At 32.9% G+C, this 25,381-nt stretch carries 22 protein-coding genes; 7 read left to right on the top strand and 15 right to left on the bottom strand.

What is annotated here, in order from left to right; genetic code table 11:
* Positions 1–2: 2 nt before the first annotated feature.
* The 12 genes from ACQ654_RS04740 to ACQ654_RS04685 all read right to left on the bottom strand — a co-directional run bounded on the left by ACQ654_RS04740 (position 3) and on the right by ACQ654_RS04685 (position 9,361).
* The gene (locus tag ACQ654_RS04740; RefSeq protein WP_430409174.1) at positions 3–464 is read right to left on the bottom strand and encodes a TspO/MBR family protein; all 462 of its coding nucleotides are present in this window, start codon (positions 462–464) and stop codon (positions 3–5) included.
* Between the two features lie 3 nt (positions 465–467).
* A complete protein-coding gene (locus ACQ654_RS04735; protein WP_430409173.1) occupies positions 468–1,151 on the bottom strand; it encodes an SDR family NAD(P)-dependent oxidoreductase in 684 nt (227 codons plus the stop codon).
* A 90-nt stretch (positions 1,152–1,241) separates the two neighbouring features.
* Positions 1,242–1,445, bottom strand: coding sequence for a hypothetical protein (locus ACQ654_RS04730; RefSeq protein WP_430409172.1), 204 nt, complete (start codon positions 1,443–1,445; stop codon positions 1,242–1,244).
* Between the two features lie 3 nt (positions 1,446–1,448).
* Positions 1,449–2,150, bottom strand: coding sequence for a GTP cyclohydrolase I FolE (folE, locus tag ACQ654_RS04725; RefSeq protein ID WP_430409171.1), 702 nt, complete (start codon positions 2,148–2,150; stop codon positions 1,449–1,451).
* 110 nt (positions 2,151–2,260) lie between these two features.
* On the bottom strand, positions 2,261–2,539 hold the full coding sequence (locus ACQ654_RS04720) for a TIGR03643 family protein (RefSeq protein WP_430409170.1): 279 nt from the start codon (positions 2,537–2,539) through the stop codon (positions 2,261–2,263).
* The gene (locus tag ACQ654_RS04715) at positions 2,536–2,961 is read right to left on the bottom strand and encodes a hypothetical protein (protein WP_430409169.1); all 426 of its coding nucleotides are present in this window, start codon (positions 2,959–2,961) and stop codon (positions 2,536–2,538) included. Before ACQ654_RS04715 ends, ACQ654_RS04720 begins: the two co-directional genes overlap by 4 nt.
* Positions 2,961–4,448, bottom strand: a complete 1,488-nt coding sequence (locus tag ACQ654_RS04710) for a deoxyribodipyrimidine photo-lyase/cryptochrome family protein (RefSeq protein WP_430409168.1) — start codon at positions 4,446–4,448, stop codon at positions 2,961–2,963. The genes ACQ654_RS04715 and ACQ654_RS04710 overlap by 1 nt, the downstream gene beginning before the upstream one ends.
* Positions 4,445–5,869, bottom strand: a complete 1,425-nt coding sequence (locus ACQ654_RS04705) for an SDR family oxidoreductase (protein ID WP_430409167.1) — start codon at positions 5,867–5,869, stop codon at positions 4,445–4,447. Before ACQ654_RS04705 ends, ACQ654_RS04710 begins: the two co-directional genes overlap by 4 nt.
* Before the next feature lie 90 nt (positions 5,870–5,959).
* A complete protein-coding gene (locus ACQ654_RS04700) occupies positions 5,960–6,580 on the bottom strand; it encodes a flavin reductase family protein (protein ID WP_430409166.1) in 621 nt (206 codons plus the stop codon).
* Positions 6,580–7,890, bottom strand: coding sequence for an ABC1 kinase family protein (locus ACQ654_RS04695; protein WP_430409165.1), 1,311 nt, complete (start codon positions 7,888–7,890; stop codon positions 6,580–6,582). The genes ACQ654_RS04700 and ACQ654_RS04695 overlap by 1 nt, the downstream gene beginning before the upstream one ends.
* On the bottom strand, positions 7,890–8,549 hold the full coding sequence (locus ACQ654_RS04690) for a TetR family transcriptional regulator C-terminal domain-containing protein (protein WP_430409164.1): 660 nt from the start codon (positions 8,547–8,549) through the stop codon (positions 7,890–7,892). The genes ACQ654_RS04695 and ACQ654_RS04690 overlap by 1 nt, the downstream gene beginning before the upstream one ends.
* A 152-nt stretch (positions 8,550–8,701) precedes the next feature.
* Positions 8,702–9,361, bottom strand: coding sequence for an MIP/aquaporin family protein (locus ACQ654_RS04685; RefSeq protein ID WP_430409163.1), 660 nt, complete (start codon positions 9,359–9,361; stop codon positions 8,702–8,704).
* Positions 9,362–9,478: 117 nt separating this feature from the next.
* Here ACQ654_RS04685 and ACQ654_RS04680 point away from each other — a divergent pair, with 117 nt between their 5' ends.
* Together ACQ654_RS04680 and ACQ654_RS04675 are read left to right on the top strand one after the other, a co-directional pair.
* On the top strand, positions 9,479–10,321 hold the full coding sequence (locus ACQ654_RS04680) for a DUF2911 domain-containing protein (protein WP_430409162.1): 843 nt from the start codon (positions 9,479–9,481) through the stop codon (positions 10,319–10,321).
* Positions 10,322–10,468: 147 nt separating this feature from the next.
* Positions 10,469–11,842, top strand: coding sequence for a vanadium-dependent haloperoxidase (locus ACQ654_RS04675; protein WP_430409161.1), 1,374 nt, complete (start codon positions 10,469–10,471; stop codon positions 11,840–11,842).
* 74 nt (positions 11,843–11,916) lie between these two features.
* Here ACQ654_RS04675 and ACQ654_RS04670 read toward each other — a convergent pair whose 3' ends face one another.
* From ACQ654_RS04670 to ACQ654_RS04660, 3 genes are all read right to left on the bottom strand, one after another.
* The gene (locus ACQ654_RS04670) at positions 11,917–14,214 is read right to left on the bottom strand and encodes a hypothetical protein (RefSeq protein ID WP_430409160.1); all 2,298 of its coding nucleotides are present in this window, start codon (positions 14,212–14,214) and stop codon (positions 11,917–11,919) included.
* 198 nt (positions 14,215–14,412) lie between these two features.
* Positions 14,413–15,234, bottom strand: coding sequence for a tetratricopeptide repeat protein (locus ACQ654_RS04665; RefSeq protein ID WP_430409159.1), 822 nt, complete (start codon positions 15,232–15,234; stop codon positions 14,413–14,415).
* Positions 15,219–15,779, bottom strand: coding sequence for an RNA polymerase sigma factor (locus tag ACQ654_RS04660; RefSeq protein WP_430409158.1), 561 nt, complete (start codon positions 15,777–15,779; stop codon positions 15,219–15,221). Before ACQ654_RS04660 ends, ACQ654_RS04665 begins: the two co-directional genes overlap by 16 nt.
* A gap of 80 nt (positions 15,780–15,859) precedes the next feature.
* Between ACQ654_RS04660 and ACQ654_RS04655 the strand changes: the two genes are divergently transcribed.
* The 5 genes from ACQ654_RS04655 to ACQ654_RS04635 all read left to right on the top strand — a co-directional run bounded on the left by ACQ654_RS04655 (position 15,860) and on the right by ACQ654_RS04635 (position 25,273).
* The gene (locus ACQ654_RS04655; protein ID WP_430409157.1) at positions 15,860–17,218 is read left to right on the top strand and encodes a S8 family peptidase; all 1,359 of its coding nucleotides are present in this window, start codon (positions 15,860–15,862) and stop codon (positions 17,216–17,218) included.
* Between the two features lie 96 nt (positions 17,219–17,314).
* A complete protein-coding gene (locus ACQ654_RS04650; RefSeq protein ID WP_430409156.1) occupies positions 17,315–19,993 on the top strand; it encodes a CHAT domain-containing protein in 2,679 nt (892 codons plus the stop codon).
* Between the two features lie 168 nt (positions 19,994–20,161).
* The gene (locus ACQ654_RS04645; RefSeq protein ID WP_430409155.1) at positions 20,162–21,133 is read left to right on the top strand and encodes a hypothetical protein; all 972 of its coding nucleotides are present in this window, start codon (positions 20,162–20,164) and stop codon (positions 21,131–21,133) included.
* 18 nt (positions 21,134–21,151) lie between these two features.
* Positions 21,152–23,971, top strand: a complete 2,820-nt coding sequence (locus ACQ654_RS04640) for a T9SS type A sorting domain-containing protein (protein ID WP_430409154.1) — start codon at positions 21,152–21,154, stop codon at positions 23,969–23,971.
* 366 nt (positions 23,972–24,337) lie between these two features.
* Positions 24,338–25,273 (top strand): NAD-dependent epimerase/dehydratase family protein, encoded by a 936-nt coding sequence (locus ACQ654_RS04635; protein WP_430409153.1) that lies wholly within the window; start codon positions 24,338–24,340, stop codon positions 25,271–25,273.
* Positions 25,274–25,381 lie beyond the last annotated feature (108 nt).

The raw sequence follows: 25,381 nt of genomic DNA, 5'->3' as shown, positions 1-25,381 counted from the left end.
GTTTAGTTATTGAACAAAATATAGCCATTTAAAGAGCTGGCTACAAGCAGCCATATTACGTAAGGTAGTATGAATATGGTATATTTTTTTAATTCAGATTTATAGTTGAATGCGATATAAGAAACAATCACCAATAGTAGTGTTAGATTTATCATTCCTAACGCGATCATATGTTGATTGAAGAAAACGTAATTCCAGCTTACATTTAATAGAAATTGTATAGCAAAAAGAGCCAAAATTGTTTTTTTGCTTTTTACTTCTGTAAGTTTTGCCATATAAATGGAAAAACAAATCATGATAGTTGTCCAAGCAAATCCAAATACCCAACCTGGTGGCGTCCAAGGTGCTTTTTCTAATCCCAAATACCAAGCGGAAGTTGGTCCGTCATTCATTAAAATTGTCCCAATTCCTAAAGCACTAAAATTAATGATTAGAAATAACGCAAGTCGAATATAAAATTTCATGAGTTATAGTTTTAGACTTACAATTCCACAGTCAATCGTAAAAATTTGTCCAGATACTGAACGTGATTTATCAGAAATTAAAAAGTCAGCCATATCAGCAACTTCTTGTGGTTCTAAAAATTTCTTTAATGGATGGCGATCTGTTATATTTTCGATCATTTTATCATTTCGCAATAACTTACTTGCCAAATCTGTATTGGTAATAGTTGGTGCAATGGCGTTTACACGAATAGTTGGTGCAAGTTCTGCCGCTAACGACTTAACCAAACCTTCAACGGCTGATTTTGCCGCAGAAATACTAGCATGAAAAGGCATTCCAAGTTTTGTAGCTACAGTACTAAAAAGTACGATATTTGGATTTTTACCATTTTTTAATACAGGTAAATATTTTTGAATTGCTTTTACAGCACCAATCACATTTATTTCGTAATCATTCTTAAAATCATCAATCTTTAAACGTGAAATTGGCTTTAGGTTGATGCTTCCTGGACAATAAATTATAGAATCAATTGCTTCTACATCGGGAAGTTCATCAGTTAAAATATCACAACTGTAATGTGTAAAGTTTGAAGCATTGATTTCTGGATTAGAACGACTAATATTAATCACGTTATGATGTTTTAATTGCGACGTTACAATTGCTGCACCAATGCCTTTACTACCTCCAATTACAAGTATGTTTTTCATGTAGTTTTTATTTTTTTCAATATATAAATATCATAATGCTAACAGCAGATGTACTGTTAGCATTATAAATTCATTACTTTGTGGGATACTTTATTTTAAACGTTTTTCGTATTTACGTTTCAAACTTGTTAATCGTTTCATCACTTCCATAATAGAAGGATCTTTCTTTTCTTTATATATTTCGTTTAATCCTAAGATCAATCTTTTAGCCTCTCTTGAAGCTGCGATCTTGTCACTTCTTGATATGAACTTTGAGTTCTCAAAGGCCATTACTTCTGAAAAAATAGGTGCCATAAGTTAATTGTTTAAAAAGTTTTGTAATTCTTGGATTTTCTCTGGTGTATTAAAAACACCTCCATAATAAGATGTAATTGTTGTAGACGAGTCATCTTTAACTCCTCTTGACGAAACACATAAGTGTTTAGCATCAATAATTACAGCTACGTCTTCAGTTTGTAAAATATCACGTAATTCCATTGCGATTTGATTGGTAAGTCGTTCCTGTACCTGTGGTCGCTTTGCGTAATATTGAACAATTCTGTTAAGCTTCGATAGTCCAATTACTTTGCCCGAAGATACGTATGCTAGGTGAGCTTTCCCCATAATTGGAACAAAATGATGCTCACAGTTAGAGTAAAATTGGATATTTTTCTCGATAAGCATTTGATTGTATTGATATTTGTTATCAAACAAAGCTACTTTTGGTTTATTTTTTGGATCTAAACCGGAGAAAATTTCTTCTATATACATTTTAGCAACTCGCTTTGGAGTTCCTTGTAATGAGTCGTCTGTTAAATCTAACCCTAGGGTTTCCATGATTTGTGAGAAATGATAGGCAATCTTTTGCTTTTTCTCCTCATCAGTAATTTGGAAAGCATCTGAACGCATTGGAGTTTCCATACCTGTAAGGATATGTTCGTCTCCAATTTCTTCATGAGTGAACCCATTTAGAGTGAGTGAACTACCATTTAGGTGATTTAAAACGTCAGCAGTTTTCATATTTTTAAAATGTTTAATAATTTGAATATAAAGTTAAACAAAATAAAAAAGATATGAAAGGTTCTTTACCAAAAATATTGATACTTCTATAAAGAAAAACTATGGTAGGGTTACCGTTTCGCTATTTTGTTATTACTTATACTTCTTTGTCGTGAACACTTGAAGCGTCCTTTCAAAAAATTACGTTTTTTTTCATGTTTTGTATTTCTTCCAGAAACACGCTTTCTCCACAATTTGAAACTCGAACGTTTTAAGTTCGTGCGCATTATCTCAATAACCTCTTGTTCTTTAATGCCAAATTGGAAGTTTATGGCATCAAAAGTTGTACGATCTTCCCATGCCATTTCTATAATACGATCTATTTCTATCGGCGTAAAGTTATGCATCATCCGTAATATTCTGTTATATTTAAGACTATATTTTTTTGAGACTCCATTTTTTCAATAAATAATTTGTTTTCAATGAAGAGTTTATTCTTTTTAAATTGAATAAATTTTCCTGCAGCATGAATGCTAAAAAATGATGATGTGTAGATGTTTAATTTGTAATATGGAATGATCCACGAATAGTTTTCAAGCTTTTTGTGAATGTGAATTAAAATTCCTTTTGGACGCAATTCAATGTTTCCATAATTTAAATCGTCAACGGTATTTAAATATTGTTTTAAATTTGGACTTACATCATGAATAATCATGCGTTTAGAGCCAATTCCGTTTAATTTGATACGTTGTAATAAAGTGAATGATGAACCTAATTCTGCATCAATCAACTTTTCAACTTCTTTATCTTTATGCGTTGTTTTGACAATCATTACGAACTTCTTTTACGATTTTTTAAAGTATGTTTTTTTAGAATTCTTAAATTTTCTTCAATAACAGTATTTTCATCTTTCATATGCCACAAAATATCACTTGCACGTTTGCGGGTTTCTTGTAGGTTTATAATTGGTGAAGGATAATCTTTTCCAACAATAAAACCTGCCATTTGCTGTTCCATATGGGTCATTTTTGAAGGTTCATGTACAAAATGTGTATCTAAATTTTCCAATTCAGGAACCCACTTTTTAATAAAAATACCTTCCGCATCATGTGCCAAACTATTTTTTGTCGGATTGTACATGCGTAACATATTAATTCCAGTTTCGCCAGCTTGCATTTGAATTTGCGGAAAGTGAATTCCAGGTTCAAAATCTAAAAAGTATTGTGACAAAATTGCTGTAGCTTTCTGCCAAGGTTGCCATAAATTATGTGTAAAGAATGACACAACTAAAGCGCGCATTCTAAAGTTTAAATAACCAGTTTCCTTTAAGCAACGCATGCACGCATCAACCAACGGAAAACCTGTCAATCCGTTTTGCCAAGCTTCAATATACTGATCAGAAACGTGTTTTTTTAGCTTGCGATATCCTTTATTTATACTTACAAACTCCATTTCATCTTCCATTTCAAATTTTTGGATAAAATGTGCTTGCCAACGCAAACGTGAACCAAATGCTTCCATTTGTTTTCGATAGATATTTTTTTCAATACAACGTGTCGTTTCTTGTATAACTTGACGCACAGAAAGATTTCCCCAAGCTAAATATGGAGATAATCGACTGCAACTTTTGCGCGCTAATAATGGTTTTGAAATATGTGAAGAGTAGTTTTTTACACGATCTTGAAAAAATGTGGTCATATATTTCATTGCCATTGTAGTTCCACCTTTTTGAAAAAGTGTAGCTACATCAGTTTCCAAATTTGGAATATGAAAGTATGTTGTTAGTTTATTAACTTCTTCAATTGTAAATAATTGTTCTTCTTTTGGGTTGAACGTTTTTAATGGTTGCGACATAAAATCTTCCCACTTCTCAATCCAATCGGTACGATCTTGTAAACCTCTAAATACACCATTATTCACGTTTTCAATCCATTGAATCCTATTATTTGCTAAAAAACGTTTTAACATTTTATCACGATCATAGGTAACTTTTATACCAGTTTCTTGATGCGAATACACATGTGATACTTTGTATGTTTCTTGTATTATTTGCAAGGCTCTATTAATATTTCCTTGTATAATAAGTACTTTACTTTGATACGATTTTAGTGAATTATTTATATCGATTAATGATTCTTTGATAAAATTCCAATGACGCTCACTGTAATGTGCATCATTCATTAGAATATCTTCAAAAACATATAATAGAAGTGTTTTTCTTCCAGATTGTAGCGCATTATAGATGGCTTCATTATCTTGAAGTCGTAAGTCACGTTTGAGCAACACAACATTGATTTCTATTTTATGCTCCAAACTCATTTTTTCGACACCAATTTGTTAATCATTCCATTAAAAATAATTCCATGAAAAGGCAATACTGCGTACCAATACATACGTCCTAAAATTCCTTTAGGTCTAAAAGTTGCACGTTGATGTAATTCGTTTTTTATAATTTTGAATTCGAGCCAAGCTTCTCCAGGCAAGCGCATTTCTGCAAAAAGCAACAGTCTTTTTTCTTCTTTACTTGCGTATAAAACTCTCCAAAAATCTAACGGATCGCCAGCATTTAGTTTTGTTTGATGCGTACGTCCACGACGTAATCCAATACCGCCAACTACTTTGTCAAGATAGCCACGAAGTTTCCATAAAAAGGTTGCATAATACCAACCAGTTGTTCCGCCAATTGCCCAAATTTTATCAAGTGTTTGCGTTTCGTCAACAACAGTTCTTATTTTCACATCTTTAAAACATCCATATTCAGGAACTTTAATGTATTGTGAAATTTTTTCGCGAAAACGTCCACTAATGAGTGAATCTTTCCAACTAGAAACAACACCATTTTGTTCAATTTTTTTAAACGCAAGTTTTACGGCATGCTTGTATGAAATTGGTTCAATATCAAGTATATCATTAATGTCACTCGGTTTTCCAATGACTTCAACTTTCATACTATCTACTAAGTTTATTGCGAGTTTGTACGACGTTGTTGTGATGAAGTACAACCAATACGAAGATAATTTTGGCGTCATCACAGGAACAGAAATAATGGTTCGTTTAAACTTTCGAACTTCGGCAAATTGCAACATCATTTCTTTATAACTTAACGTATTCGGACCAAAAATGTCATACGATTTGTTGTAAATTTTTTCGTTTCCGATTGCTTTTGATAAATACGATAAAACATCTCTAATAGCAATTGGTTGCGACTTGGTTTTTATCCACTTTGGCGCTATCATAATTGGCAACTTTTCAGTTAAATCTCTGATAATTTCAAAAGATGCACTTCCGCTTCCAACAATAATTCCAGCTCTAAATGTTGTCAATGCATACGAATCGGAATGCAATGTTTCTTCTACGTTTTTTCGCGAAAGCAAATGCTTAGACAATTGTAAATCATTGACAATTCCACTTAAATAAATGACTTGTTTTACCTTTGTTTGTTGTGATAAATACGTTTTGAAATGAACGGCACAATCATATTCCATCTTTTCAAATTTTGAAGAAGAAGACATGGAGTGAATTAAATAATAGGCAATATCAATATCTTTAGGAATGTTATCTAAAGTACTCAAATTCAGAAAATCAACTTCTATAATATCAATGCGTTCATGATTTGCAATTTCGTCAGGAATACGTTGTTTATCTCTTACACTACAAACTAGCGTATGTCCCAATTCTAATAAAATAGGAATGAGTCTTTTACCAATATAACCAGTTGCACCTGTAAGTAGAATTTTCATCTGTATGTTTCTATTATTTTAGTATAGTTAGATGGAATTTGCCAAAAACTATAGTCGTTTATACGTAATGCCCATGGCTCATTTCATCTATTATGTTGATTTTGGACGTTGATATGGATAGCGAATACTTTGTTGTGGTATGGTGTATCCATCCAAACCATTAATGGTAGCAGTTTTTGCTTTCGCAAGATTTATAAAACCATCAGTTTCTAAAATGCTGTCGTTTATGTATAATTTTTCAATTTCTCCAATCACTAAAATGGTTCCATTTACCTGAATATTGTACTCTTCAACATAACGCAATCCAATTTGCACATGACAATTTTTTACAAAAGGTGCAAAAAAATTATCTTTAAAGCTTGTTTCTAGATTTGTTTTATCAAACTCAGAAACTTCTTTTGGATATTTTGCAGACGTATGATGTGCATCTTCTGTAATTTCTTGATAAATATGATTGATGGTATAAAAACCAGTTTTCTTTATATTTTCATACGTATCACGCGGAACAGTATCCGGACGCGTGATAAAACCTAATACTGGAGGATTTGAACCTAAATGAATAACGGAACTAAAAACCGCAACATTTGTAAAACCATCATTGGATTGCGTACCAATGAGATTTGCCGATTTGTAACCAGAACAGCTATTGATCAAGTTGATACGATATAAAGTATCCATGTTGTCAATATCTGTTCGTGTAAGTGCTACCATTATAAATTTTTATAATTATTAATTTTTACGTCTTTTGCTTTTAAATCATGCAATAAATTATACAATCCAAAAAATGTTCGGTTCATGTAAATAAAATGCTTTGAACCTCTATTTCCGTTCATGCTACGCAATTGCGTATTTTTTGAATAACGTTCTCCGATGGCTGCTATTCTTCCAAAAAACTCTTTGTCAGAGAAATCAAATATTTCTGAATTAAAAGGTGTTGTAAACAATCCTAACAACTCATGGAACATTTCAGAGAAAAACGCTAATTCTTCTTTTGAATCGTCTTCACGAAGAATTTCCAATTCGTATAATTTCTTTGTAAATAACTCTGGATTGTCAATCGTTTTCTTATCTGCCAATTCAAAATAGGGTGTGTAAAAATCACCTGGAATTGCCTTCATACAACCAAAATCTAGCGCAATAAGATTGGTATCTTCTGAAACCAAAAAATTTCCAGGATGCGGATCGGCATGTACTTTACGAAACTCATGAATTTGAAACATGTAAAAATCCCAAAGTGTTTGTCCCAACAAATTTGCCTTTTCCTGATCGGTGTTCTTATCTGTAAATTCAGATAAATGTTCGCCATTCATCCAATCCATTGTAATAATTCGTTCCGAAGAAAGTTCGTCGTAATATTTTGGAAACTTTAAGTTTGGCAAATGTTTACATGCTTTAGAAACGGCTTTACTTTGCTCAATTTCGAGTAGATAATTGGTTTCTTCAATCAATTTATCTTCTACTTCTTTAAAATATTTATCAGAACCTTTTCCGGTAATGTTAAACATGCGAATCGCAATTGGTTTTACAAGCGCCAAGTCTGAGGAGATGCTTTGTGCAACTCCTGGATATTGAATTTTCACAGCAAGTTTTTTCCCATCCTTTTCGGCAACGTGTACTTGTCCAATGCTTGCGGCATTTAAAGAAGTAGAATTAAATGTATCAAAAATTTCGTTTGGCGTTTTGCCAAAATATTTTTTAAATGACTTTATAACTAATGGTGGCGATAATGGCGGAACTGAAAATTGAGATAGCGAAAACTTTTCCACATAAGCACGTGGTAAAATGTTTTTTTCCATGCTCAACATTTGTGCAACTTTTAGCGCACTTCCTTTTAAGCTTTTCAGTCCATCATAAATATCTTCTGCATTCGATTCGTTTAAGCGTTCTTTTGCTTTTTCTTCCGAATTGATAAGCTTATCTCCATAATATTTTAAATAGTTAACTCCGACTTTTGCGCCCGTAGTTACTAATTTTCCAGCACGCTGGATTTTACTAATAGGAATTTTATCAATTGTTTTCATTAAGATCTGATATCTAGTTTTTCTTTAAAAATAAATTTCCCAAAATCTACAATGCTTTTGAGGGGCGTATTGTCAATTAAATCGAAACTTGCATTCACAGATTTTTCGATATACTGATCTGTTTTGTCAAAACTCTTAGACGTATCATCTAACCAAAATTTCATGGTTAATAACAATTGTATCCAAGCCGTTTCTTTGATGGCTTTGTTTTGAATACGTTCCAAGCGTTCTTGATTCAGATCGAGCGTTTTTACATCCAAACTTTCAACAAAAGCGGCAAACACATGTCTGAGCCCTTTAAGTCGTTTCATGGATTGTAATGGTTTCTTATCGGCAGTTAAGCTATGTACTACATAACTTCTGTTGGCAGTTAATTGTTCGAAAAAAGTAAAGTAGAAACTCAATAATTTATTTCGAGCATCAAATGTTTCAAATTCTTCACTTTTAGAAAGTAATTCAATGGTATTTGTACCAAAAATTGTAAATATTTCTTCTTCTAACAAATCAAATGAACTGAAAAATTCGTAAAATTTTGATTCTTCAAAGTTATTATCTTTTGCAAACGAATACACGTTTTTCGGTTGTTCTCCATGTGCTAAAACGTAATCCATATAATAAGAAACGATAGCATCTGAGGTTATATTTTTTTTCTTTGCCATGATGTATATTTTAAAACAGTATAAAATTACGAAATTTTGTTTAACTTAATTTATGTTTAGTTAAACAAAAAAAATGAAAGCATTGTTAAAGTTTTCTTAAACAGAGAAGTAAGAAGCTTATATATTGAAAATAAACAGAAGATTTTTGCTAGTTAACAATCTGTATCACAGCAGTTTTCGTCTTTTACTAACTTGCAACTAACAACGGCAACTAGTGCTCCTAAAATAGGTGCCAAAATGTACAACCACAACTCTGAGAAGTTTCCAGAAACTAATGCTGGACCAAGTGAACGTGCCGGATTCATAGATGCTTTCGTCATTGGACCTGCAAACATGGCTTCCAAAAGCACAATTCCACCAATAGCAATTCCTGCCATAGTGCCTGTTTCTTTACTTCCTGTTGATACATTTATAATGACTAGCATTAAGAAAAAAGTGAGTAAAAATTCTAAAATAAACGCTTTCCAAGCTACAATAGTTGGAATTGTAGCACCTAGCGTTTCACTTTCGGGCCAAAACATAAAAACAAGCAAACTTGCGCAAATGGCACCTAAACATTGCGCTAAAATATATTTTGGAACTTCTTTCCAAGGAAATTTTTTCGCATATGAAAATGCAATCGTAACTGCCGGATTGAAGTGTGCTCCTGAAATTTCAGCGAAAGCGTAAATCATTCCCATAACAATCAATCCCCAAGTAATGGCAACACCAGGATGTGTAATAACTCCTGTAATATCATTCACAACCATTGCAGCGGTTCCACAAAAGACCATGGCAAACGTACCTAAAAACTCAGCGATGTAATTTTTCATTCTAAAAAAGTATCTTAGGTATCAAAAGTACTACTTCTTATTTTAAGTATTTGTTAACATTTGCACGTAAGGTTTCTGCGTAACTTCGTCAAATCAAAAAAATAAAATAACAATAAGATGAAAAAATTACTTTTAGCGTGTTTCTTAACTGCGGGAATCAGTGTTCAAGCCCAGATAGAAACACCACAACCTAGCCCAAGTTCAAAGTTAACACAAACTGTAGGTTTAACAGAAGTTACCGTTGAGTACTCAAGACCAGCAGTAAAAGGAAGAAAAATATTTGGTGACTTAGTACCGTACGGACAAATGTGGAGAACTGGAGCCAACGCAAATACAAAAATTACATTTAGTGATGATGTAACAATTGGTGATACTTCTGTAAAAGCAGGAACATATGCAATTTTTACAAAACCAACTGCACAAACGTGGGAAGTTATTATTTATAATGATGTTTCAAACTGGGGAACTCCACAAAAATGGGATGATGCAAAAGTTGTGGCAAAAACTACGGCGCCTGTAAATACAATGCCATACTCAGCAGAATCATTTACAATTGGAATTGAAAATCTTTCTAATAGTGGAGCTGATTTATCATTTAGTTGGGATAAAACATATGTAGTAGTTCCGTTTAGAGTTCCTACAGATAGAAAAACAACTGCTAGTATTGATAAAGTAATGGCTGGACCAGCTGCTGGTGATTATTTTTCTTCTGCTAGATATTTCTTAGAAGAAGGAAAAGATATGGACAAAGCTAAAATGTGGATTGACAAAGCTGTTGAAATGACAAGCGAGCAACCAAGATTTTGGTACTTAAGACAACAATCATTAATTTATGCAAAAATGGGTAAGAAAGCAGCAGCTGTTAAGATTGCAAAACAATCTATGGCGTTAGCTCAAGATGCTGGAAATGGTGATTACGTTAAGATGAATAAAGATTCAATAAAAGAGTGGTCGAAGTAATTCTTCACTATTAAATTATATAAGAAAGCCTTTCCATATTGGAAAGGCTTTTTTTATAGCGTAAGTTTTTAGCAGATTTTTATTGGTTTTTTGAGGGAGATTTCAAAAAATAAATTAATTTGAGCCATATTTTAAGACTGACTAAAAATGAACCTATCTTTTCGCACAATATTAGTTATTGCAACGCTATTTTTATGGAGTTCCTGTAGCAATGAACAACTAGATGTAAATATAGAACCAACTACGCCAATAGCAGTAGATGCTACAACACAAGTTATTTTAGACTGGAATCAATTGTGGTGTGAATTGGACAGATATGCAACAGGAATGCGCCCAAATGCTTCTACACGTGCTTTAGCGTACATTCACTTGGCGGCTTTTGAAGTTTGTGTTGAAGATATGCTAGGTTATACTTCAAACAAAAATAGATATACTGAATTAGAAATTGATTTTACACAAAGAGAAGCAAATGTCAACGTAAGTTTGGCACTAAATGCTTGTTATGCAAGAGCAATTGATCATTTTATGTATAACATTCCAACAACCATTGACAGTAAAATTTCTTTATTAAATCAAGAAAAGCAAACCATACTTTCTGAAAATGTAAGTGAAGATGTTGTTTTAAATTCAATTGATTGGGGAAATTATGTAGCCGATCAAATTATAGCGTATAGTTTAACGGATACTGCGGCAGAAAGCCAAATAGGAAGTCCACAACCAACTTCATACGAACCGCCAGTTGGCATTGGTTTTTGGACATATAGTGATGATGCCGAACGCGCATTATTCCCGTATTGGTCGTCAGTACGAACATTTGTAATAGCGTCAAATGAAACATCTTCGGTTCCGCCATCATTAACGTATAGTGAAGATACTACAAGTGCGTTTTATACAGCAATGCAAGAAGTATATACGGTAAGTGAAGCCGCAAGAACCACAGATACAGAAGGTTTATGGATTGCAGAATTTTGGTCAAATGATGTAGAAGGTTTAATGATGAGTCCGCCAGGAAGACAAATTTCTATTGCAAATCAGTTGATACAACAATACAACGTAGATCATGAAAGTGCGTTGGTTTTATTGTTAAAATTAGGTTTTTCGTTAAATGATGCCGCTGTTTCTACTTGGGCAGATAAGTACGAATATATGGTGATGCGCCCAAGTGTGTACATCCAAGAATTTATTGATCCGGCATTTCAAACAAATTTATATCCATACATTTCATGGCCAAATCCTTCGTTTCCAAGTTATCCGTCAGGTCATTCAACATTTGCTTCTGCGGCGGCAGGAATTTTTATTCATCATTTTGGGAACACTACAGATTTTATTGATCGTTCGCATGAAGGACGAACAGAATTTAATGGAGCACCAAGAGCATATACAACATTTACACAAATGGCAACTGAAAATGGATTTTCGCGCTTACCATTAGGCGTACATTTACGAATGGATTGTACCGAAGGTTTGCGTTTGGGATATGAAATTTCGGATGCAGTAAATGCTTTTGATTTGTCACTTTAAACCAAAAAAAAATATTAAAAAAGCCTTTCTCCATAACGGGAAAGGCTTTCTCTTTTTCGAATTCATAGTAATCCTTATTGACTGCAATTTCCGTCAATAATGTCTTGTTGCGTTGGGTTGTAGCCGTTATTTTCAATTAGGATTTCTATATTCGGATTAGTTCCATTACCATTTACAAACAAGTTTTGTAATGCGCATAAATCTGTTAAGTTTGGATTTGGAGCAGGAGCAGGAGGATTATTAGCACCATTAAATTTTAGCCCAATATAGACTTGAGAAGAAGCCGTATTTGGCTCAATATATACAAGATTCTCTAACCCATTAAGATTTAGTAACGCACTATTGTCTTCTATTCTGATAATATCTAAAGCTGTAATTTGTTCTAGTCCAGCTAAGGTTGTCAAGGAATTATTACCTTCTATAAGTAATTGATCTAAGGATATTAGATTTTGCATTGCAGTAATTGAGCTTAATGCATTATTATAATGAATTTGTAATTTATGTAAACTGGTAATACCTTCAAGACCTGCTAATGATGTTAAAAAATTATTAGAACCAACAGATAAGCCATTTTCAATTGTTGTTAAATTGCTTAAACCTACTATAGATGCTAATACTTCATTGTTTCCAAATGATAAATTACGAACACTTGTTAAGCCAGCCAAACCATCTAAAGAAGTTAATGCATCATTATGTATAATAGTTAAAAAACCCTCTATGAATGTTATATTATGTAAGCCATCTAAACTTTGTAAATTTTCATTATAAAAGATTTCAACATCTCCGTAAATATTTTCTAAGGTTTGTAAAGATGTCAAATCTGTAATGTCGGTAGTGTCAGGAAAATTAACACCTATTACAACATTACCATCGATAGCTGAGAAGCCAAACTGCGCAAAGTTATCTACATCTTCTTGACTTTCTAAATTTAGATTACCGATGTATATTCCACCTGTATTTTCACAAGTACTAATAGTTCCTAAGTTGAAAGTGTTTCCATCTAATGGAATGTTTTCAGCAATTAACCATTGACTTGAAGTAGCATCAAATATTTGTACTCGTATAACATCGTTTTGGCAGTGTTGCACTCCAATATCTATAGTTCCGTCAGTAATGCTAAACATGTTTGCTTCATCAATAAATATATAACCATCTGTAATTGGATTTCCATTACAATCATTAGCTATTCCAGTAATGTTTGTTGTTGAAATTTGATTTGTAGTAGTAAACGAAATGTCTACGGATGTATTTGTAGCATATCCACCAAAAACTTGCTCGTGCATTAATTGCCCATAACATGTTCCTGCAAGTCCGTAAATGGACACAGTTACATCTTCATTTTGAGGAATTGATCCACATTCTATGCCATCATTTGCTGTAACAATTCTAGAAAATAATAGTTGATCATTTGTGTTTCTTCTAATTAACGCATAGTAAGGAGTTTGAGCAGTATTGTTTGTTTCAGTTAATGAAAAACAAAATTCAATAGGATTAAAAGGAACATCAACATTCCACCATGTAAAGTGTGTAACTTCAGCAGTGTAAGCGTTGCCATTTTTTACAGCTTGTCCATCTTCTTTCCAATAACCAACAGCTTCATCAAAATACCATAAGTTTATGGTTTCAGGAGCGATACTAGTTTGTGTATCATCTACAGGAAATGTTAGTGTTGCAGGACTATTTGCATCAATATTTAATTCTTCGCCAGAAGGAGAAAACAGATTTACAGCGAACATTCCGTACGTTTCTAAATTTCGCGCTTCATTTGCTTCGTTTTGTGCCAACAAACTACCAGGCATTTCTGTATATGTAGTTATTGAGTTTGGTGCTATATAGTTTAAAACCACTTCTACTTGACCTGTGTAAGCGCTTCCATCAGCATTTGTGAAATCACCACTAAAATCAACTTTTCCGCCATTTTGCATGGTTACTTGTGAAGCTTGTCCAGCACTTATGGTTGCTGTAATTTCTTTTTCGAATAAAACAATTTTTATATTATTTACACCACTTGTTTTTGGAATTACAACTCTAGATCCGTCAATATAACCGTCTTTTTTTGCTTTTATGTATGCGAAGTTTTCAAAAACATCTGCATTGTTTATGATAAATATTCCATTACGATCTGTCATTGTTGTAATTGCACCCACAGTAATAAATACATTGGCTAATTTATTTCCTGATGTATCCGATACACTACCTATAAAATTTCCAGTGGTGGCGTTTCCAAAGTTTTCTGATTGAAAAAGATCATCTCTTATTTCGGCTTCTGATAAAGGTTCAGTGGTAATTTCGGAAGTAAAATCATCATTTTTACAGTTTTGTAAAAGTAGTGCAAGAAAAAGGACAAGGGTTAGTAGGATAGTTTTTTTCATATTCTTCATAGTTTATTAAATAGATACTAGGATATGAAAAAGGTTGCGTTGGTAATTTTTATAGTAACTGTTTTTTTAGCAAAAATTATATTGTAAAAATTACTTTTAATTCAACTCAATAGAATATGTTATTTTTTAGGAAAATAAATGTATTTTGCTGTAAATCAATTGATTTTGTGTTTGAAAAATTAATGTGAGTTATTCTAAATCATCAAGTAATTCAACAGCTTCTTTGTATTTATAATTTGTGGAATTTTTTATTAGATTTTTTAAAGATTCGATTGCTTTTTCTTTATTTTTCATCTTAAGATGAATTAACGTTTCATACCAAAGTCCTTTTGAATTTTCAAGAGAATTTCCAGATTTTAAAAGTTTTCGAAACGTCGCAATCGCTTTTTCATTTTCATTTAATTTATCATAAGAAGCTCCTAAATATTGCAAACTATACACATAATATTTGTTTGTCGATTCAATTTGTGTAAACTTTGCAATAGCTTCTTCATAATTTGAAGCTCTAAAAGCAGTTTCTCCTTGTGAAAACAAATCTTTTTGTTGTCCTTTTTCAACAAATGATTGCAACTCGCTCCAATTTACATTGGCTTCATAATATGAATCTAATGAAGTAGTAAGTAGTGAAAAGTAAATTCCGAAAAATAGCACAACTACTGCGGCAACCATGAAATATTTATGATAACTTTTACGTGGTTTTTTAGCTGTTTCCTCTTTTAAATAGGAAGCTCCAACTGATTTTATTGTATTAGAAAGCTGTTGATATTCGTCACTTCTCAGTTTTGCTTTTAATTTGGTCAGTTCTTCGCTTTTTTGTTCAATAGCTAAAGGATTATATTCACTATCTTCATTTAAAACTGTTCTCAATTCTTTTTCAAGAACCAACTCTCTTTTGAGTTCCTCATCATTTGCTAACTTTTGTTCAAAACGCGTACGTTCCAACTCATTCATAGTACCGTTGAGGTATTGATGCATTTCTGCCAAAAGTGCTTCGGTTAATTTTGACGCCATCTTCTTATTTTTTGGTATTTACTGTCTTTTTTTATTAGGGCTACTAGTTTGCTACGACATTTAAAAACTCGTTGTCGTACCGTGTTTACAGAAGCATAGGAGTGTTCAGTTACAATATCTTCATAACTCAATCCATTAAAATAACTACTCAATATTTCTTTACAATTATCAGAAAGTAAATCAAATTTTTCAATGTAAAAATCAAAGAGTTCTTGTTCTAAAATATGTGCTCCCAATGCAGTTTCTTTATCTACAAGGGTCAAAGGATCGGTTTTTATTACCTTATTTTTTAAAGTTCTTTTCCAAATATTTTTACAAACCACAAATAGATAGGCTTCAAAAGATTTTATTTCCATCTTTTTTTCCTTTTGTGTCACAATTATATACATCAATCCATCATGAAAAACATCTGAAGCATCTTGAGTATCTCCTCTGTTTTTAAGAACATATGCTTTAATTTTAGGAAATAATTTAGTGTAAATTTCTTTTATAACACGCTCATTTCCAGAGGTAAGCGCATTTATAAATCTTTCACTATCTTTCATGAATCTTAATATGATTAAAAATATTGGGTAATGTTTTAAGCGTTTGATCCCTATTATGTGAACGCAAAATTTTATTAAAAATGAGAAATATACAAAAACTTATTGCAATCTTTTTGTTACTCAATTTCATGTCATGTACGAAAGATGACACTTTTTTTGATACAACAAAAGATGAAAATGTAAACGCAAACGCAAAAAACGGAGGAAATGGAAATCAACAACAAGTTTTCATACCAGGAAACATTCCCGTGTACTCACAAAATGAATTAATTATTCAATACAAAGCTGGAACACCAGATTCTATGAAATATACCATTAGAGAAAGTAATGGAATTGATGGCGATAATATAAATCCACTGCAAGGTTTCGGGATATTTGAAATCTGTAGGTGTGACGATCAAGATATTGAAAAATGGATTTTTCCGCCAGGAACCATTATCATTGAGCCTAAAAAACAAGTAATTGAAGGTCAAATAGGAGGCGAGTCTTTTGGAATTGCTGATGTAGATTATGAATTTACTTTTGGATTCGATGTAGGTAGTCCAATTACTGGGACTGATGCAGATACTTCGTATGAAACACATATTAAAACTGAAAATAACGGAATCACAATAGCTATATTAGACACAGGATTAGCGGCTTCGCTGACGGTTTTTGAAACAGCTTCTCCAGAAGAAAATCAATTTTTATACAATGCCGCACTAACAGCTGTAGGAGAAGAATCATCTAGTTGGGATTATGTCAATGGAGATTCTAATGTATTTGATGATGATCCGTACATGCATGGAAGTATCATTGGACATCAAATTCATTCAGCATTATCCGACTTAAATATAAAACATCAGCTATTGCCTATAAAAATCTCAAACACAGATGGAAACATCAGCTACTTCGACATGATTTGTGGATCTGTATATGCTGCCGAACGTGCTGATATTATAAACATGAGTTTTGGCTGGCAAGATGACCCATTTGGAGATTTTGGAAATACCATTTTTCAAAATATACTCACAATGTTCCCAGATGTTGTATTTGTTACTTCTGCAGGAAATACAAGTCATAACAATGATATCACAGCGCATTATCCTTCATCATATGAAGCTGATAATATAATTGCAGTCGCTTCATGTAACCAAGGATATTCACAAGTGTCAGATTTTTCAAATTACGGATTTAGTGTAGACTTTTATACAAAAGGAGAAGCAATTTCATTTTATGGAGATACTGTGGAAGGAACTTCATTTGCCGCACCACAAATTGTTATTGAAGTGGCAAAAATAATAGATTCTGGAGAAACTTCTGATTTGCCAATGGTAAATAGAGTTGCGGCTCTTGGGTTTCCTGCTTCAGTAATTTTTCAAACTGTAATTGATCTATATACAGGAGAAGAAGTAATTAAAAACACGTTGCACAATAGATATATACTTGCTGAAGATTAAAAAATATTAGTTACATTTAGCATAAATATGTCTCCTTCTCGTATACTAGTATTGTTGGTTTATTTGTGTCTCATATCAGCTATGGACGCACAAAACATGCTATCTTATAAAATTGATAGTGTACAAAGATTGGAAATAATAGAAGAAAAAATTGAAGGATTTCTTACCATACTTCAAACACATAAAAAAACACTTCAAGGCACCGAAAATTTAGGAACGCTTTATCATGAACTTGGCACTTGTTATTACAAGCAAGAGGAATATGATAAAGCACTTCCTTTTTTCAGCAAAGCATTAGTAGTAAGGTCACAATTTAAAAATTTTGAAAAGTATAATAATAGTAGGTTTTCGCTATCACGAACCAATGAGAAGATTGGAAATTTTGAAAAGGCGCACGATATTTTAATCGAAATAATAAATGATGAAGGAGCTGATGTTAAAACATCGTATGCACATCGATTTTTATCTAGAAACGCAAAAAATAACGGTGATATTTCACTTGCATTACATTACTTGAACTTAGGTTTAGCAAATAAAAAACTATGTGAAAATCCAAAAATTGAAAGTAATTTACGATTTGATATTATAAATACATATGCCAAAAAATACGAAAGTACGTATACGATTAATGACAACAATAATGATTTAAAAATTATAACCGATCATCAAAAATTAATACGAGTTGATAGTTTAACTGAATTTAATAGAGTTGTGCTAAATAACGGATTAGCTGTTATTTATGATGGTTTTAAAGATTATGATAGAGCTTTACATTTCTATAAAAAAGCCGAAAAAGGATTTGTTGAGATGGAATATCTATATAGAGCGTTGAAGGTTGTAAACAACATTGGAATTATTTATTCAAAACAAGAAAAATATGAATTAGCAACACAATATTATCAAAGGATTTTAAACGAATCTGATGATGAAGAACAAATTGCCACAGCGTTAGATAATATGGGCTATTATATGAATACATCTGTAGCCAAAGAAAAAATACCCTATTTTGAAAAAGCAATTCATACAATTCTACAAAAAGAAGCAACTCAAGAATTTCAAATACCTAACTTGGCAGAAATTGAACAATCTGATTATAAGCAAGATGTATTGATTTATCTAATAGATTTGGCAGATCATTATGTAAACGCATACAAGCAAGAAAAAGTACAAGAATATCTTCACAAAGCAAAAAAAACAGTTCTAGTAATTGATCAATTAGTATCGTTAATTCGGTATGAAATGGATACTGAAGCTTCTAAATTATTTTGGATTGAAAAAGGCGTGAATACCTACATGTTGTCTGTTGAAGTCTGTTATTTATTGAACGATGTAGAAAATGCATTTTACTACATGGAAAAAAATAAAGCGCTACTACTACAAGAAAATATAAAAACCTTACACGCAAGATTAAAACTCAATGTTCCAAAAGATTTGATTACGAGTGAACATCAATTATATTATCAAATGCTAGCATTACAGGAGCAATTTCAGCAAAACACAGAAGATGAAATGTGGAAAACTGCCTATGCCAAAACACACAAAGAATACCAGCAATTCATGGATTCCATACAACGCATATATCCTGAATACGCAAAAACGAAACAAGAAGTTGCGATAACATCTTTAGCGAAAACGATTACTAAATTTACTAACAAAAAAGAATCGTTTGTAGAATATATTTTAAATAAAGCTGATGGCTACGGAATCTATTACGATAGTGAAAAACCAATATTTTTCAAAATTGAAAATACGCCAAAATTCCATGAAGAACTTCAAATCATAAAATCATTAATGACCGAACCATTATTGAGTGATGAAGAATTGGAAACCTACACAAAAGTTGGACACAAAATCTTTACACAACTATTTCCGTTTGAAAATGCTGTACAACGTTTAAAAAACAAAAAACTCACAATTGTCGCCGATCAACAATTACAATTTGTGCCATTTGAAATATTACCAATTCAAACTGAAGGTGATTTAACTAAAAGTTACTTCGTAAACATTACGGAAACATCGTATTTACAATCATTTTCACTATTTGATCAAATTCAGAAAAAACAAAATTCGCCAACACAAAAACTATTAACAATTGCTCCGCAAGAATTTAAAAACAAGCAATTGCCAAGTTTAACAAGTACTGAAAAAATGCTACAATTCGTTAAAGATTTCGACAACTCGGTCATCTTAACAAAACAATCAGCATCAAAAGCTAATTTCTTGCAACAACAAAACAATTTTGAAATCATACATTTCAATACACACGCAGGCTTGGACAGTCTTACACAAAAACCGTGGATCTCTTTTCATGAAGATAAAATGACGCTCAATGAACTCTTTGGCATAGAAAATCAGGCAGATTTAGTCATCTTAGATGCATGTCAAACTAACGACGGCATCAATCTCTCTGGAGAAGGCGTTATCAACCTATCAAGAGGCTTCTTTTACAACGGAACGCAAAGTGTCATGGCTTCCTTATGGAATGTGAATGAACAAGCCGGAAATAAAATTCTACAAACGTTCTATCGCGAACTAAAAAACGGAACTACAAAATCGAAAGCACTACAAATTGCTAAAATTGAATATTTGCAAAAGCATCAATTTTCACAAAATACGCCATACTATTGGGCGGCATTTACACTCACAGGAAGCACAAATGCAATAGAAATTCAATCAACTTCGTACACACTATATATACTTTTCGGAATGATAACAATTGTCATTTTAGGAATATGTATAATCATCAAAAAACGACGAAAATTAGATCGTAATTAATTGTAATTCAAATTTTTGTGTTCATAATTTAAATTAGCTTATAATTTTTAAATTTTAATTGGGTAATGAAATCTTCAAAATTTCCCTAATAGATATAAGACAGTCTTTTGAGGTAAAACCTAATGCCTCAAAAAATAACTAAGGGAATAATTATTTAACCAAAAAATTATGAAAAACAAACTATCTTTTTTAGTCCTAGCACTCGGACTATTATTCACGATAAACAATAATGCACAAACAAATTTTAGTGGAAATACGTTAGATACAGGACCAACAACTTCGTCAGCGTTGGGACAAAATAATGTAATAAGTTCTGAGTTTTCAGCCACATTTGGAATTACCAATGAAATAAGTGGTTTCAATTCTTTTGCAATCGGAAAATTTAACAAAGCAATCGGAACGAACTCATTTGCTTTAGGAGAATTTAATGAAGCAAACAATGTTTTTTCATATACTTTCGGGAGACGAATGAAAAACAACTTGTCTAATTCTTTTTTAGTAGGATTTATAAAACCTGCCTTCATAGCAACAGCTAACAACGCAGGAATTGGCGTAAGAGTTGGTATTGCAACAGATAATCCTCAATCGCGTTTCGACATACGTTTGGGCGACAAACAAGAAATTAGAATTCAACCAGAAGTTGCCAATACATATGGAGGAATTTCTTTCAAACACAGTGACGGAAGCGAAAACTGGCGCATACGTGCATTCAGTAATTTCACAGGTGGTTATGGAAACATTTTGAGCATTGTAAGTTCTAACAAAGACGATTTATGGATTGCCGCAGGAAAAACAATGATTGGCGATTGGTTTGACTTTGATCCATGTTCAGATTGTGATGATTATGAATTATTTGTAAAAAAAGGAATTCGTACACAAAAAATAAAAGTAGACGTTGCTGCAGGAGTTTGGGCAGATTATGTCTTTGCGAAAAATTACAAGCTAAAACCATTAGAAGAAGTAGAAAGCTTTATCAATGAAAATGGTCACTTGCCAAATGTTCCGTCTGCAGAAGAAGTAGAAAGTGACGGATTAAACTTAGGTGAAATGGACGCTAAACTTTTAGAAAAAATTGAAGAACTTACCTTATATGTAATAGAATTAAAAAAGGAAATCAATGAATTAAAAAAGAAAAAATAATCTAAATACACAGACATTATGAAAATTTATACCAAGCATATATGTGCGTTGCTATTTTTGATCGCGCAGATAAGTTGGTCACAAAATAATGCACCTGCAACGCATGACGAATTAAATCAGCGTGTATTTGGAAATATTATTCCACATTGTGATACCAATTTTTTACTCAATCTGAGTAACGCACAATCGCCTATATTTCAATTAGGCGGACAATCATCAAGTCAAAATCAAAACCGAACAGCGAGCGATTGGATGTTAGCATACAACGATTTGTATCTATCTTATCTGCCACAGCAAAACCCGTACAAGTCAATAGCAAATTACTATACGGATATGGCAAAAAACAGACATCAAGAAGATGGTGATATTATCAAAATTCCAATTGGTGTGTTATTTACTTCATACAATTATGTTGATGTAGAAACAGGACTTGCCCAAAACAAGCTAAAAGTAGCTTCAGATGGTTACAAGTTGAAACTCAATGCGAATCCGCAACAAGTGATTCAAAAAAACACCATATTTGCGGCAAACATTCTAGCAGACGAACTCTCTATATATGAAACAGTTCGTGTATCGTTGGAAAATCAATACAACATTTCGCAAGAGCAAATTCAAAGCTTAGAAATTATACACGATGGTGTTTCTTTAGGAATTCTCGGGAACGAAAGTTATGTAGATATTCAACTTAAAGTTGGAGCAAATAATTTTACGGTAAAATACACTTCGCAACTAGGAACTCTATTTACAGATACTTTCACGTTAATCGGAAAAGGATTGCCATCACTTGCATCATCAAGTACATTTTCAATTCCAAACATATTAGTTACAGGTTCGGAAACGTTTTACAATACCAATATCTATGGACAAGGACAAAAGGCGGAAATCAAAACATTTTATGGTTGTAACAACAAGCAAAAAGTAATCATGAAGCCCGCAATAATGGTGATGGGTTACAATCCTGCAAACATAGAAAATTTTGTATCGCTGATTACGAAGTACAATACAAATGGTTATTTGGACGAATTGCACAGTCGTAATTTTGATGTCATTGTCATTAGATTTGGCTATGGTGCAGATCGTATTGAAAATCAAGCACTATTGGTAAAAGACATTGTAAAAACGATCAATCAACGAAAATTTAACAACGGATCTTATATTGAAAATCACATTACAGGATACAGCTCAGGAGCTCTAGTGGGAAGAATGGCGTTAAAAATGATGGAAACTGAATATGCGGCTTCTCCAAGTGTTGACAAATTGCACCATTCACGATTACTTATTTCGTATGATGGAGAACACAAAGGCGCTAACATTCCGTTGGCGGCACAACATTCGTTGATAAGCATTTTAGAAAACCCACAATGGTATTTGCCAGCTACAGGCGTTTTATCACTATTGGAACATTATTTCTTAATCAGTTCGCCAATGGCAAAAGACTTCTTAGCGTATCATTACACACAAACCGGTGATGCAGGAAGTCCAACACAAAATCCACATCCGTTTTTCATTGATGCACGTAGTAAATATACATCAGACTATTACTATCAACCTGCGCCATACGACAAGCCAGGATCATATCCAATACTACGAAACATAGGAATTTCTGATGGAGCTGACAGACCCGAAGATTCGAATCATATCATTGGCGCATTGCCAGATAATGCAACGATGTTAGAAATTGACAAACATGTAGGTTTTTTGGGCTGGGACAGACATAACTTTATGGAATGGCGACCTGTGGATGGTGCTGGACATATGGTTTTTAGAAGATTCTTTAGAAAAAAGCCAATATTTACAGGCGATTGGGCTTACAATGTATTACTTGATGAAGAAAAACATGTAAATGCGAGTTCTTGGAATATTGATGGCGTACAAGGCAGTCATGTTGGACTTTACAACACAGTCAGAAACATAACAAAAGCTACGTTTTTACAATTCAGTCCAGCAATTGATATAGCATCTACAGATTGTTTTTTACCAACATCAAGTGCTTTAGATATCAACGTTTCTGGACAATTTGAATACGATTTGCGTGCAAACAATTTATTGCGTGAAACACCAAGTTCGCAAACTACACAATATGGATATCCTTCTATTGTACACGGAGCAGGTCAATACAGCATAACACCTTTTGATGCAGTATATGCGGCGGAAGTAAATGTAAAACATGGCGCAGGTTCTGAAGATGATCCTGAAACACCATTGCTAACAGAATTTATGTTAGATGAAACACATTACGACGACATTTGGTTGCAGTTTTTACGTGTTGGACATTGGGCTGGCGGATCGTACAATTTTTATCCTGTAAAATATGAAGCAGTAACTTCCATTGCTACAGGCGAAAACGTAACGATAAAAACACAGAAAAAGCCTTTCATTGTATTGCCAAAAGCAGCTGTGGAAATGAAAGCTGGTGAAGTCATTACATTTGAACCAGGAACAGAAATTCAATACGGAGCAGAATTAATAGCGTATATAGCACCAATTGAAGAATGTTACGCCAATAAAATGGTTCAAAGTGGCGGCGAACGTGGCAATTCAAATCAAAATAATCTTAATTTTACTGAAAAAGAAGACACGGTTACTTCTGTTCAAGAAGATGCTTTAACGCTGTACCCGAATCCTTCTAAAAATCAAACTACGATATCTATCAAAGACTTTGATGCAAAAACAACCTATCAAATCAAACTATATAACATTCAAGGAATACCACAAATACAATTACAGACAGAAACGCAAAAAACAATGGTAAACCTACAGCAATTGGCAACAGGAATTTACTTTGTAAAAGTATCTAACGGAATCAATTCGTACACTACGAAATTGATAAAACAGTAAAATACCCAAATAATCTATCATTGAAGACATATGTATGATGGATACAACAAAACTCAGGCCGACTGAAAAATTGTATCACTTTTGCGTTAATTATGCATATTAATAAAGGCTTTCCGTAACTGGAAAGCCTTTTGAGTTTAGTGAAACTCAATTTTGAAAAGTCTGCAAGACGTATTCAACATTGTAAGTTGAACTAATTCCGTTACAGAACGAGATATTTTGCTTTTAGGAAACACATTAAAAGTTGTATTTTCTCCATTAAATTAGAAATTGAAAAGCATGGAAAGTAACAGTTTTTAAAAATAGCAAAAGCATTTCATAAATTATGTATACTTTTATGCATCAAACACATTACGAAGTACATCAATGAAGATACTTATTACAGGAATTGCTGGATTTATTGGATCGCATGTTGCGGAATATTTACAAAACGCCGGACATACAATTATAGGAATTGATAACTTTTCGGATTATTATCCTGTCGATTTAAAAAATAAAAATGCAGCTGTGCTCAAATCAAAAGGTATTGAAATTTTACGAGCAGATTTACGTGCAGTTTCTTCCATTGAAAAACTTCCAGAAGATGTGCAGTATATCTTTCATTTTGCCGCACAACCAGGAATTGCCGCAACTTCTACGTTTGAAGATTACTTAACGAATAATGTAATTGCAACTCAAAATTTATTAACGTATGCTTTAGCCTTAAAAGACTTGCAACTATTTGTAAACATTGGAACTTCGTCTATTTATGGTTTAAATGCTACCTATCCAGAAACGGTGGCGCCACAACCAGCTTCGCACTATGGAGTTACAAAATTAGCCGCCGAACAATTGGCGTTATGCAATTCCAGATTGAATAAACTCAACGCGTGTTCCTTACGATTATACTCTGTATATGGCTCGCGTGAACGTCCAGATAAACTCTTTACAAAACTGTTAGATTGTGGCTTACATAACAAATCATTTCCGCTATTTACAGGAAGTTTAACACACTTACGAAGTTTTACACATGTAAGTGATATTGTTGAAGGAATCACAAGTGTAATTGGTAAAGAAGATGTTTGTAATGGCGAAATATTCAATATCGGAACAGAAGCAGAATATACGACACAACAAGGTGTTGATGCGGTTGAAAAATTACTAAATACTACGATAAAATTCAACGAATTGCCGCCACGATCAGGCGATCAACAACGTACCAAAGCAAACATTGACAAAGCTCGAAAACTCTTAAATTACAATCCGACAGTGACATTAGAAGAAGGTGTTGCGGAGCAATTGGAATGGTTTCGAAAGCTGTAATTAATGAACAGTTTTTGGTTATCAGTTTTCTAAAAGATATGTTCAAGTTCCAAAGCGTCATTTCGAGTGATTTGCCAAAGCGAATTGTATCGAGAAGTACTTTAAAAA

Source organism: Kordia sp., assembly GCF_965283645.1.
In the GTDB taxonomy this organism is placed as follows: Bacteria; Bacteroidota; Bacteroidia; order Flavobacteriales; family Flavobacteriaceae; genus Kordia.
Note: the sequence above shows the minus strand (reverse complement) of the source record. Positions and strands in the feature narration are given on the sequence as shown.